The sequence below is a fragment of the gamma proteobacterium symbiont of Axiagastus rosmarus genome (genome assembly GCF_059730925.1).
In genome coordinates this window covers 3,286,338-3,299,229 of sequence record NZ_AP035925.1, presented here as the reverse complement: position 1 = coordinate 3,299,229, position 12,892 = coordinate 3,286,338, and the positions used below count along the sequence as shown (strand labels likewise).

Genomic DNA, 12,892 nt, shown 5'->3' with positions numbered 1-12,892 from the left:
AGCAGACAGGCTCCTGATAATTCAACGTATTAGACACAGATAAGGAATACACCCCATGTCAGAACGTTTACAGAATGACGTGGATCCGATCGAAACTCGTGACTGGCTACAGGCGATCGAATCGGTCATCCGTGAAGAAGGTGTTGAGCGCGCGCAGTATCTGATTGATCAGGTATTGAGTGCTGCACGCAAAGGCGGTGTGAAAGTGGCAGCGGGCGGCAACGCCGTCAGCAACTACATCAACTCCATTGCGGTCGAAGATGAGCCGGAATATCCGGGGAACACCTCTCTTGAACGTCGTATCCGTTCCGCAATCCGCTGGAACGCCATTATGTCGGTTCTGCGTGCGTCGAAGAAAGATCTGGAGCTGGGTGGTCACCTGTCGTCTTTCCAGTCTTCTGCCACCATTTATGAAGTGTGCTTCAACCACTTCTTCCGCGCGCGTAGCGAGCAGGATGGCGGCGATCTGGTCTATTTCCAGGGCCACATTTCTCCGGGCATCTACTCGCGTGCGTTCCTTGAAGGACGCCTGACTGAAGAGCAGATGAACAACTTCCGTCAGGAAGTCCACGGCAACGGTCTCTCTTCCTATCCGCATCCAAAACTGATGCCGGACTTCTGGCAGTTCCCGACCGTGTCGATGGGTCTCGGCCCACTGAACGCCATCTATCAGGCGAAGTTCCTGAAATATCTGGAACACCGCGGCCTGAAAGATACCTCTAAGCAAACCGTTTACGCCTTCCTTGGCGATGGCGAGATGGACGAACCAGAATCCAAAGGGGCGATCACCATCGCTACCCGTGAGAAGCTGGATAACCTGGTGTTCATCATCAACTGTAACCTGCAGCGTCTCGACGGTCCGGTCACCGGTAACGGTAAGATCATCAACGAGCTGGAAGGCATCTTTGCCGGTGCTGGCTGGAACGTGATCAAAGTGATCTGGGGCGGACGCTGGGACGAGCTGCTGAAGAAAGACACCAGCGGCAAGCTGATTCAGCTGATGAACGAAACCGTTGACGGCGACTATCAGACCTTCAAATCACGCGACGGTGCGTACGTGCGCGAGCACTTCTTCGGTAAATACCCGGAGACCGCAGCGCTGGTGAAAGACTGGTCAGACGAAGAGATCTTCGCCCTGAACCGTGGTGGTCACGATCCGAAGAAAATCTACGCGGCACTGAAGAAAGCGCAGGAGACCAAAGGTCAGCCTACGTTGATCCTGGCGCATACCATCAAAGGCTATGGTATGGGTGACACCGCGGAAGGTAAGAACATCGCGCACCAGGTTAAGAAGATGAACATGGATGGCGTTCGCTACATCCGCGATCGCTTCAACGTGCCAGTGGCTGACGACAAGATCGAACAGCTGCCGTATGTGACCTTCGAAAAAGGCTCAGAAGAGTACAACTACCTGCACGGCCAGCGCGAGAAGCTGGGTGGCTACCTGCCAACCCGTCAGGCTGAGTTCAGCGAAAAGCTGGAAATGCCAGCGCTGGAAGAGTTCAGTGCGCTGCTGGAAGAGCAGAGCAAAGAGATCTCTACCACCATCGCCTTCGTGCGTGCGCTGAATGTGATGCTGAAGAACAAGTCGATCAAAGATCGTCTGGTGCCGATCCTCGCGGACGAAGCGCGTACCTTTGGTATGGAAGGTCTGTTCCGTCAGATTGGTATTTACAGCCCGAACGGCCAGCAGTATACGCCGCAGGACCGTGAGCAGGTTGCTTACTATAAAGAAGACGAGAAAGGCCAGATTCTGCAGGAAGGGATCAACGAGCTGGGCGCAGGGTCTTCCTGGCTGGCGGCGGCGACCTCTTACAGCACCAACAACCTGCCGATGATTCCGTTCTACATCTATTACTCGATGTTTGGTTTCCAGCGCATCGGCGATCTGATGTGGCTGGCAGGCGACCAGCAGGCGCGCGGCTTCCTGGTGGGCGGCACGTCCGGTCGTACCACGCTGAACGGCGAAGGTCTGCAGCACGAAGATGGTCACAGCCACATTCAGTCGCTGACTATCCCGAACTGTATCTCTTACGATCCGTCTTACGCGTACGAAGTGGCAGTCATCATGCATGACGGTCTGGTACGTATGTACGGCGAAGCGCAGGAAAATATTTACTACTACATCACCACGCTGAACGAAAACTACCACATGCCTGCGATGCCGCAGGGTGCGGAAGAGGGTATCCGTAAGGGTATCTACAAGCTGGAGACGGTAGAAGGCAGCAAAGGCAAAGTGCAGCTGCTGGGCTCAGGTTCTATCCTGCGTCACGTGCGCGAAGCGGCACAGATCCTGGCGAAGGATTACGGCATCGGTTCTGACGTCTACAGCGTGACCTCGTTCACCGAGCTGGCACGCGACGGTCAGGATTGTGAGCGCTGGAACATGCTGCACCCAACGGAAACGCCACGCGTACCGTACATCGCTCAGGTGATGAACGACGCGCCGGCGGTGGCATCGACCGACTACATGAAGCTGTTCGCAGAGCAGGTTCGCAGCTACGTGCCAGCCAGCGATTATCGCGTGCTGGGTACCGATGGTTTCGGCCGTTCAGACAGCCGCGAAAACCTGCGTCACCACTTCGAAGTGGATGCGTCATACGTAGTGGTTGCAGCCCTGGGTGAACTGGCTAAGCGCGGCGAAATCGAGAAGAAAGTGGTGGCAGATGCGATCGCGAAATTCAACATCGATGCCGATAAAGTTAACCCGCGTCTGGCTTAAGAGGTAAGAGAGTAATGGCTATCGAAATTAACGTACCGGATATCGGGTCAGACGAAGTTGAAGTCACCGAGATTCTGGTCAAGGTGGGCGACAAGGTTGAAGCCGAACAGTCGCTGATCACCGTGGAAGGCGATAAAGCCTCGATGGAAGTACCTTCGCCGCAGGCTGGCGTGGTCAAAGAGATCAAAATCGCGACCGGTGACAAAGTGAATACCGGTTCACTGATCATGATTTTCGACGCCGAAGGTGCAGCTGCTGCGGCACCGGCCGCCGAAGAGAAACCAGCGGAAGCCGCACCTGCTGCGGCCGCCGCCAGCGAAGCGAAAGACGTTAACGTACCGGATATCGGCGGCGACGAAGTAGAAGTCACCGAAATTCTGGTTAAAGTGGGCGACAAAGTGGCGGCAGAGCAATCGCTGATCACCGTCGAAGGCGACAAAGCCTCCATGGAAGTGCCTGCACCGTTTGCCGGTGTGGTGAAAGAGATCAAAATCGCCACGGGCGACAAGGTGAACACCGGTTCACTGATCATGATCTTTGAAGCCGAAGGCGCGGCGCCAGCAGCAGCTGCCAAACCTGCCGTGAAAGAAGCGGCGGCCTCCGCGCCAGCCGCGGCTGCGGGTGCCAAAGACGTTAACGTCCCGGATATCGGCGGCGACGAAGTGGAAGTCACCGAAGTGCTGGTCAAAGTAGGCGATAAAGTTGAGGCTGAGCAGTCACTGATCGTGGTGGAAGGCGATAAAGCGTCAATGGAAGTTCCGGCGCCGTTTGCCGGTACGGTTAAAGCGCTGAAAGTGGCTACCGGCGATAAAGTCAGCACCGGTTCGCTTATCATGGTGTTCGAAGTAGAAGGCGCTGCGCCGGCTGCTGCGGCACCGGCAGCGAAACAGGAAGCCGCACCAGCTGCAGAAGCCAAACCGGCTGCTGCACCTGCGCCAGCAGCTGCGAAAGCCGATGCGAAGAGCGAATTTGCTGAAAACGATGCTTACGTGCACGCCACGCCGGTGATTCGTCGCCTGGCGCGCGAGTTCGGTGTTAACCTGGCGAAAGTCAAAGGCACCGGCCGTAAAGGTCGCATCCTCAAAGAGGACGTGCAGGCTTACGTGAAAGACGCGGTGAAACGCGCTGAAGCGGCACCGGCTGCGGCCGCAGGCGGCGGTATTCCGGGCATGCTGCCATGGCCGAAAGTGGACTTCAGCAAGTTCGGTGAAATCGAAGAAGTGGAACTGGGTCGTATCCAGAAAATCTCGGGCGCTAACCTGAGCCGTAACTGGGTAATGATTCCGCATGTGACCCACTTCGACAAAACCGATATCACCGATCTGGAAGCGTTCCGTAAGCAGCAGAATGCGGAAGCCGAGAAGCGCAAGCTGGACGTGAAGTTCACCCCGGTGGTGTTCATCATGAAAGCGGTCGCCGCGGCACTGGAGCAGATGCCACGCTTCAACAGCTCGCTGTCGGAAGATGGCCAGAAGCTGACGCTGAAAAAGTACATCAACATCGGTGTGGCGGTGGATACGCCAAACGGTCTGGTGGTTCCGGTGTTCAAAGACGTGAACAAGAAAGGCATCACTGAGCTGTCGCGTGAGCTGATGGCGACGTCGAAGAAAGCGCGTGATGGCAAACTGACCGCCAGCGATATGCAGGGCGGCTGCTTCACCATCTCCAGCCTTGGCGGCCTCGGCACCACGCACTTCGCGCCAATTGTTAACGCGCCGGAAGTGGCTATCCTCGGGGTGTCTAAGTCGGCGATGGAGCCGGTGTGGAACGGCAAAGAGTTCGCTCCGCGCCTGATGATGCCGATTTCACTGTCGTTCGACCACCGCGTCATCGACGGTGCGGATGGTGCGCGCTTCATCACCATCATTAACAATATGCTGTCTGATATTCGCCGTCTGGTGATGTGACGTTAATCAAGGCCGGCAAATGCCGGCCTTGTTGTAAGCATTCGGAGTTGCCGCGGTTGGCAGTTTGTTAACAATTCTGTAAACTCTCGCGGTGAAATGTCCCGGTGGAGATAGGGCATCAAGAGCCTGGGAAAGGGTCGCTTTTGACCGCCGGCAATCTAACAAGAGGTCATGATGAGTACAGAGATTAAAACTCAAGTCGTGGTACTTGGGGCAGGTCCTGCAGGTTACTCTGCAGCCTTCCGTTGCGCTGATTTAGGTCTGGAAACCGTACTGGTAGAGCGCTACAGCACCCTCGGCGGTGTCTGTCTGAACGTCGGCTGTATCCCGTCAAAAGCGCTGCTGCACGTGGCGAAAGTCATCGAAGAAGCTAAAGCTCTGGAAGAGCACGGTATCGTGTTTGGCCAGCCGCAGACTGACATCAACAAAATCCGTACCTGGAAAGAGAAAGTCATCACTCAGCTGACCGGTGGTCTGGCTGGCATGGCAAAAGGCCGCAAAGTGAAAGTGGTCAACGGTCTGGGTAAATTCACCGGTGCCAATACGCTGGTAGTGGAAGGAGAGGGCGGCGCAACCACCATCAACTTCGACAACGCCATTATCGCTGCCGGCTCGCGTCCTATCGAACTGCCCTTCATTCCGCATGACGATCCGCGCGTGTGGGACTCTACCGATGCGCTGGAGCTGAAAGAAGTTCCGAAGCGTCTGCTGGTTATGGGCGGTGGCATCATCGGTCTGGAGATGGGTACCGTCTACCATGCGCTGGGTTCAGAGATCGACGTGGTCGAGATGTTTGACCAGGTGATCCCGGCCGCCGATAAAGACGTGGTGAAAGTGTTCACCAAGCGTATCAGCAAGAAATTCAACCTGATGCTGGAAACCAAAGTCACCGCGGTAGAAGCGAAAGACGACGGTATCTACGTATCAATGGAAGGTAAAAAAGCGCCGGCTGAACCACAGCGTTACGACGCAGTGCTGGTGGCGATTGGCCGTGTACCGAACGGTAAAGGTCTGGATGCTGGCAAAGCAGGCGTGGAAGTGGACGATCGCGGCTTTATCCGCGTCGACAAACAGATGCGCACCAACGTGCCACACATCTATGCTATCGGTGACATCGTCGGTCAGCCAATGCTGGCGCACAAAGGCGTGCACGAAGGTCACGTGGCGGCAGAAGTGATTTCCGGTCTGAAGCACTACTTCGACCCGAAAGTGATCCCTTCTATCGCTTATACCGAGCCAGAAGTGGCCTGGGTGGGTCTGACCGAGAAAGAAGCCAAAGAGAAAGGCATCAGCTACGAAGTGTCCACCTTCCCGTGGGCGGCATCGGGCCGTGCTATCGCGTCTGACTGTGCAGACGGTATGACCAAACTGATCTTCGACAAAGAGACGCACCGTGTTATTGGTGGCGCGATTGTCGGTACCAACGGCGGCGAGCTGCTGGGTGAAATCGGTCTGGCTATCGAGATGGGTTGTGATGCCGAAGATATCGCGCTGACCATCCACGCGCACCCAACCCTGCACGAATCGGTTGGCCTGGCGGCGGAAGTGTTTGAAGGTAGCATTACTGACCTGCCAAATCCAAAAGCGAAAAAGAAATAATTTCGCCTGAGGCTTAGGTTTATTAACGGCTCCTGTAAGGAGCCGTTTTTTTATTAATTGAAAAAGTAAGTTGAATAGATAAAAGCGGGCGCAGGAGCAACACGTTAAACGATGCCGGAATAGCGGAGGAAACCCTCCGCTATTGAAGTTTACTGTTGTGCTTCGTAAGCCATGACAGCCGATAATTCAGCCGCGAATATCCGCAATCGTAATTCACACAGTGAACTGCGATTTGCCAGGCATAAACCTAACAGGATGAGCCCGCTGATAATCAGCGTGCTGAATTTCACCTTCATAATCACTTACTCCTTGCATTAGCACGAGCAAGCCATTACCCTGACACTGTCTGGGTGTAGGGTAGTGGCTCACCCGTGCGGTTAATGAAAATTAATCGCACGGTTCACCTTCCACCATCCACCTCAATTTCTTTTGCAGATCTTAAGGCAGATAGCCTCAAGCGCCCGCAGGCAGTCTACGCTATTTATTTATCATTTCCTCTTTTATTTTTTTATCTCTTTTTTAAATCGCAGTTATTTTTTAAGGGTGTATTTTAATTGAGTGACTAAGTTTAAAGGTTAATTTAAACCGGCACTGCGTTGATAATTAATTAAATACGCGCAAGGCATCACGTTCAATATTTATCAGGTGATGTGGTATTAATTTTTCCTCAGGAAAACGTGTGCGGGAAGCTGAAGGGTAGCCGTTTAGTGCAAGTGCATTAGCACATAACCAAAAGTGAATGAACCGGCCTGAAAGGGGATTGCAGGTTATGGATTCGCTGTGTGAGGGCCGGATGCAACAAATTACGCGCTAAAACCTGGCTCCACTGGCTACCGGCACAGGCGCGAACAGGCACTACCAGAGCCGCTCTGGCTTCTCTTCTGGCGCAAAGCGCAGACAGATCTGCTAAATAACGCGCGGATGTTGCTTTTTTGTAAACGGATTAACAATCAGCCGAAATCCTGCTATGCTGGCCGACGCAGAACCGGGCACCTCACCCTACTGTTTGACAGCATCAACAGGTGCACCGGAAAGCTATACAATGAGAGCGAGGAGAACGTCGTGCTAGAAGAATACCGTAAGCACGTTGCCGAGCGTGCTGCCCAGGGAATCGTACCTAAGCCGTTAGATGCTTCCCAGATGGCCGCGCTGGTTGAACTGCTGAAAAACCCGCCAGCGGGTGAAGAAGAATTCCTGACTGACCTGCTGGTCAACCGTGTCCCGCCGGGTGTTGATGAAGCGGCGTATGTAAAAGCCGGATTCCTGGCAGCTATCGCAAAGGGCGAAGCCCACTCTCCTCTGGTCACTCGTGAAAAAGCAGTCGAACTGCTGGGCACCATGCAGGGCGGCTACAACATCCATGCGCTGATCGAGGCGCTTGACGATGAGGCTCTGGCACCGATTGCCGCTGAAGCACTGTCCCACACGCTGCTGATGTTCGATAACTTCTACGACGTCGAAGAGAAAGCCAAAGCGGGTAATCCCCACGCGAAGAAAATCCTCCAGTCCTGGGCTGATGCAGAATGGTTCCTCAAGCGTCCTAAGCTGGCAGAAAAAATCACCACCACCGTGTTCAAAGTGACCGGCGAAACCAACACCGACGACCTCTCTCCGGCGCCGGATGCATGGTCACGTCCGGATATTCCACTGCACGCGCTGGCGATGCTGAAAAACCCACGTGACGGCATCGAACCCGACGATGTTGGCAACGTTGGCCCGATCAAACAGATTGAAGCTCTGCAGCAGAAAGGCTTCCCGCTGACCTACGTCGGTGACGTGGTTGGTACCGGTTCTTCACGCAAGTCCGCGACCAACTCAGTGCTGTGGTTCATGGGTGACGACATTCCGTATGTGCCGAACAAAAAAGGCGGCGGTCTGTGCCTCGGCGGTAAAATCGCGCCGATCTTCTTCAACACCATGGAAGATGCCGGCGCGCTGCCGATCGAACTCGACGTTGAGCGCCTGAACATGGGCGATGTGATTGACGTTTACCCATACAAGGGTGAAGTACGCAATCACGAGACCAATGAACTGCTGGCGACCTTTGCGCTGAAAACCGACGTGCTGCTGGATGAAGTGCGCGCCGGTGGCCGTATTCCGCTGATTATCGGTCGCGGCCTGACCACCAAAGCGCGTGAGTCGCTGGGTCTGCCGCACAGCGATGTGTTCACCAAAGCCAAAGATGTGGCCGAAAGCAACCGTGGTTACTCGCTGGCGCAGAAAATGGTGGGCCGCGCCTGCGGCGTGGCAGGGATTCGTCCTGGCGCCTACTGTGAACCGAAAATGACCTCGGTCGGCTCTCAGGACACCACCGGTCCAATGACCCGTGATGAACTGAAAGATCTGGCGTGTCTGGGCTTCTCCTCCGATCTGGTGATGCAGTCCTTCTGTCACACCGCCGCTTATCCGAAGCCGGTCGATGTCACCACACACCACACGCTGCCGGACTTCATCATGAACCGTGGCGGTGTTTCGCTGCGTCCTGGCGATGGCGTGATTCACAGCTGGCTGAACCGTATGCTGCTGCCGGATACCGTCGGCACTGGCGGTGACTCACACACCCGCTTCCCGATTGGCATCTCGTTCCCGGCCGGTTCTGGTCTGGTGGCGTTTGCCGCGGCGACGGGCGTAATGCCTCTGGATATGCCGGAGTCAGTGCTGGTGCGCTTCAAAGGCGAAATGCAGCCGGGCATCACGCTGCGCGATCTGGTGCACGCGATTCCGCTGTACGCCATCAAGCAGGGCCTGCTGACCGTTGAGAAGAAAGGTAAGAAAAACATCTTCTCCGGTCGCGTGCTGGAAATCGAAGGTCTGCCGAAGCTGAAAGTTGAGCAGGCATTTGAGCTGACCGATGCCTCGGCCGAGCGTTCTGCGGCGGGTTGTACCATCAAGCTGGATAAAGAGCCGATCATCGAGTATCTGAACTCCAACATCGTACTGCTGAAGTGGATGATCTCCGAAGGCTACGGCGACCGTCGTACGCTGGAGCGCCGTATTCAGGGCATGGAAAAATGGCTGGCCGATCCGCAACTGCTGGAAGCCGATGCCGATGCGGAATACGCAGCGGTAATCGAAATCGATCTGGCGGAAATCAAAGAGCCAATCCTGTGTGCGCCGAACGATCCGGACGACGCGCGCTGGCTGTCTGACGTGCAGGGCGAGAAGATCGACGAAGTGTTTATCGGTTCGTGCATGACCAACATCGGTCACTTCCGTGCGGCAGGTAAACTGCTGGACGCACACAAAGGCCAGCTGCCAACCCGCCTGTGGGTAGCGCCGCCAACCAAGATGGATGCCGCGCAGCTGACAGAAGAGGGCTACTACAGCGTCTTTGGTAAGAGCGGTGCGCGTATCGAGATTCCGGGCTGTTCACTGTGCATGGGTAACCAGGCGCGCGTGAAAGACGGCGCGACGGTGGTTTCCACCTCGACCCGTAACTTCCCGAACCGTCTGGGTACCGGTGCCAATGTGTTCCTGGCATCAGCCGAGCTGGCCGCGGTCGCTTCCCTGCTGGGTAAACTGCCTACGCCGGACGAGTATCAGCAGTTTATGGTGCAGGTGGATAAAACCGCTGCCGACACCTACCGCTACCTGAACTTCGATCAGCTGGGCCAGTACACCGAAAAAGCGGACGGAGTGATTTTCCAGACCGCGGTGTAAAATACGCCTGCCAGTGAAAAAGGGACGAGCGCATCGTCCCTTTTTTTATGCGCTTTTTTCCCTCGCCGTCTCCAGGCATAATGCGAGCGCGATCCCACTTTCTTGCGCGCGCTGCGCACAAAATGCACGAAAGCGTGCCGTCTGGCGCGCCACTGGTATGAGGCCAACATGGAATATGAATTTCTGCGTGACGTGACCGGTCAGGTCCGGGTGCGCATGTCGATGGACCACGAAGCGGTGGGGCACTGGTTCAATGAAGAGGTGAAAGAGAACTTTGCGCTGCTGGATGAAGTCGAAGCCGCGGTGCGTGCAGTCAAAGGCACGCTGCAGCAGTGGCAGCGCGTCGGGCACGAATATACGCTGTGGCTGGATGAGGAAGAGGTGATGATCCGCGCCAATCAGCTGGCGTTAGAGGATGACGGCCTGGAAGAGGGCATGACTTATTACGATGAGGAGAGCCTGTCGTTCTGCGGCGTGGAGGATTTTCTTGCGGTGATTGCTGCTTATCGCCGGTTTATGGCCGGCCGTTAACGGGCGCCCGCAGCCGGGGCGCCACTGCCGTTGCGCAGGTTACACGCCGTTAATGGCGGAACGGGCGTGGGATAAAGGTTCCTCATCCACAATCGGTTCGACCTTGCCGAGCAGGAACAGGTAGTTAAGGATTCCGATCACCACCAGCACCGCCGAGAACACCAGCGCCCAGGTAAAGTGGCCAGTGGCACCGACGATAGCGCCGGTAATGATTGGTCCGACCGCGCCGCCCATATTGGAGACGGTATTCTGCAGCCCGGCAACAATTGACACGCTGTTGGTGGGCGCAACATCGCCCGGCAGCGCCCACACCTGAGAGGCCGCGACGGTGGTGCCGGACTTAGCAATACACAGCAGCAGTACCGTCATGAACACGGAATCGGTGAACGGCGCGAACCCGATGCACAGCGCCATCAGCAGGCCAATCGTCAGAAACAGCTTGCGTGTGGCGGTCAGCGACAGCACTTTTTTATGCACCATACGGTCCGACGCCCAGCCCGCCAGCACCTCAATCACCATACCGCAGATCAGCGGCAGCGCCGCCACCATGCCCATTTTCAGGAAATCCATCCCTTTGTCTTTCACCAGGTAGGTTGGCAGCCAGGTGATAAAGAAGTAGGAAGTGTAATTGATGGTGAAGAAGCCAATACACATCGCCCAGATGTTGCGGTAGCGCAGCAGCTTGTACCACCTCATCGGCCGCACGTTCTTATCGCCGTGCTTCTGCGCCTGGCCATCGCGGATCAGGCGCACTTCATCGGCGCTGATCGCTTTGTGGTCTTCCGGGTTCTCGGCATAAATGAAGTACCAGGCGATGACCCAAATCAGCCCGACGGCACCAATCGCCAGAAAGGTCAGACGCCAGTCGAACAGCGCGATCATAAAGACGATCAGCGGCATGGCGACGGCCCCGCCAAATTTTGATGCGCTGTCAAACAGGCCGGAGACGGTGGCGCGCTCGCGATCCGGGAACCAGCGCGCGGTAATACCGGCGTTGCTGGGATAAGCCGCCGCTTCACCGACGCCGAGCGCCAGACGCAGCGCCAGCAGCGATTTAAAGCCGGTGGCGAGCCCCATCGCCATGGTGGCAATCGACCACCAGCCGACAGCGATACCGAGGCCTTTTTTCTGGCCGAAGCGGTCGGCAAACCAGCCTGCCGGGATCTGCAACAGCGCGTAGGACCAGAAAAATGCCGCCATGATAAAGCCCATCATCTCCGGATTGATGTCGAGCTCGGTGATCAGGTGCGGTGCGGCGGCAGAGAGTACGGTACGATCAATATAGTTAATGGCAATGGCCAGCCACATCAGGCCGGCGATCCACCATCTGATGCGTGTTGAGCGTGCGGTGTTGGTCATAATCATTATCCACGCGAAAAGGGTGACAGAGGAGGGCGGCGTCAGGCCAGCCCGTTCATGACATTCATCGGGCGTTCGCCCTGTTTTATACACTGCACAATCTGCGTCACGCAGCGTTCGCCGATGGCGCTGATAGCACCGTCGGTATAACCGGCAAGGTGCGCCGTGGGGATAAAGTTGCTCAGGGTGAACAGCGGATGCTGCGCCAGCGGCTCCTGCACAAAGACATCCGCCGCCGCACCGGCAATCACGTTATCCTGCAATGCCTGGTAGAGATCCTGCTCATTCACTACGCCACCGCGTGACGCGTTGATGAGAAACGCGCTCTTCTTCATGCGCTTCAGGCGCGCAGCGTCGAACAGGTTTTGTGTCTGGTCCGTGAGCGGCATATGTAAGGTGATGAAGTCGCTGTGCTCCGTCAGCTGATCGAGGCTGACAAACGACACGCCGTGTTCGGCGGCGAAGGCGTCATCGGGGTAAAAATCGAAGGCGAGGATGCGCATATTGAAGCCTTTAGCGCGCAGTGCCACCTGCTTACCGATATTGCCCAGGCCGATGATGCCGAGCGTTTTGCCGTAGACGTCGGTGGCAAAAATGCGTGGCCAGTGGCCGGCGCGGGTCTCTATTGCGGCGGTGGTGATCTGGCGCGCGCTATTGAGAATCAGCGCAAAGGCGAAATCGGCAACCGCGTGTTTGTTCGCGTCCGGCACGTTCGTCACGTAAATACCGCGCGCACGCGTTGCGTCGAGGTCGATGTTATCGACGCCTACGCCGTGCTTGCAGACAATTTTCAGCTGCGGTGCCAGCGACAGCAGCGCATCGTTGACCTCGGTGAAGGCCACGATCAGGGCGACGGTGTCGGCGAGATGCGGCGCCAGCGCGCTGAGCGGCGCGTCGGCGGGCAGCGTAATCAGCTCAAAGCCCTGCTGGCGCAGTGTGTCGATCGGCGCGGCGTCATAGCGGGCGAACGAAGGTGAAGTACAGATGACTTTCATAGCAAATGCGTCCCGGTGTTAATTACAGCAGCCATCGCTGCCTGAATCCGCCCCGCCAGCCTTATGGCGGCAGGGGGAGCGGCGCCTGTATTGCGAGATGAATCGCGCCGCTACCACAG

8 protein-coding genes are annotated in these 12,892 nt (G+C 56.4%); 5 read left to right on the top strand and 3 right to left on the bottom strand.

What is annotated here, in order from left to right; all coding sequences use genetic code 11:
• The first annotated feature begins 55 nt into the window (after positions 1-55).
• The 3 genes from aceE to lpdA all read left to right on the top strand — a co-directional run bounded on the left by aceE (position 56) and on the right by lpdA (position 6,228).
• On the top strand, positions 56-2,722 hold the full coding sequence (aceE, locus tag AC6I8F_RS15665) for a pyruvate dehydrogenase (acetyl-transferring), homodimeric type (RefSeq protein ID WP_021507538.1): 2,667 nt from the start codon (positions 56-58) through the stop codon (positions 2,720-2,722).
• Between the two features lie 14 nt (positions 2,723-2,736).
• Entirely contained in the window at positions 2,737-4,629 is a 1,893-nt protein-coding gene (gene aceF / locus AC6I8F_RS15660; protein ID WP_058770609.1) for a pyruvate dehydrogenase complex dihydrolipoyllysine-residue acetyltransferase, read from the top strand.
• Positions 4,630-4,803: 174 nt separating this feature from the next.
• Positions 4,804-6,228, top strand: coding sequence for a dihydrolipoyl dehydrogenase (gene lpdA, locus AC6I8F_RS15655; protein WP_058759502.1), 1,425 nt, complete (start codon positions 4,804-4,806; stop codon positions 6,226-6,228).
• 149 nt (positions 6,229-6,377) lie between these two features.
• On the opposite strand, the gene AC6I8F_RS15650 is transcribed toward lpdA, so the two are convergent.
• Positions 6,378-6,524: a Hok/Gef family protein gene (locus tag AC6I8F_RS15650; RefSeq protein ID WP_021314460.1), complete on the bottom strand. Its 147-nt coding sequence runs from the start codon at positions 6,522-6,524 to the stop codon at positions 6,378-6,380.
• A 766-nt stretch (positions 6,525-7,290) separates the two neighbouring features.
• Between AC6I8F_RS15650 and acnB the strand changes: the two genes are divergently transcribed.
• Positions 7,291-9,888, top strand: coding sequence for a bifunctional aconitate hydratase 2/2-methylisocitrate dehydratase (acnB, locus tag AC6I8F_RS15645; protein ID WP_088516643.1), 2,598 nt, complete (start codon positions 7,291-7,293; stop codon positions 9,886-9,888).
• 168 nt (positions 9,889-10,056) lie between these two features.
• The gene (gene yacL / locus AC6I8F_RS15640; RefSeq protein WP_498028208.1) at positions 10,057-10,419 is read left to right on the top strand and encodes a protein YacL; all 363 of its coding nucleotides are present in this window, start codon (positions 10,057-10,059) and stop codon (positions 10,417-10,419) included.
• 39 nt (positions 10,420-10,458) lie between these two features.
• Here yacL and AC6I8F_RS15635 read toward each other — a convergent pair whose 3' ends face one another.
• Both AC6I8F_RS15635 and AC6I8F_RS15630 read right to left on the bottom strand, forming a co-directional pair.
• Positions 10,459-11,778 carry an MFS transporter gene (locus AC6I8F_RS15635; protein WP_498028207.1) on the bottom strand — a complete coding sequence of 440 codons (1,320 nt, stop codon included), beginning with the start codon at positions 11,776-11,778 and terminating at the stop codon, positions 10,459-10,461.
• A gap of 41 nt (positions 11,779-11,819) precedes the next feature.
• Positions 11,820-12,773, bottom strand: coding sequence for a phosphoglycerate dehydrogenase (locus AC6I8F_RS15630; RefSeq protein ID WP_459745919.1), 954 nt, complete (start codon positions 12,771-12,773; stop codon positions 11,820-11,822).
• Positions 12,774-12,892 lie beyond the last annotated feature (119 nt).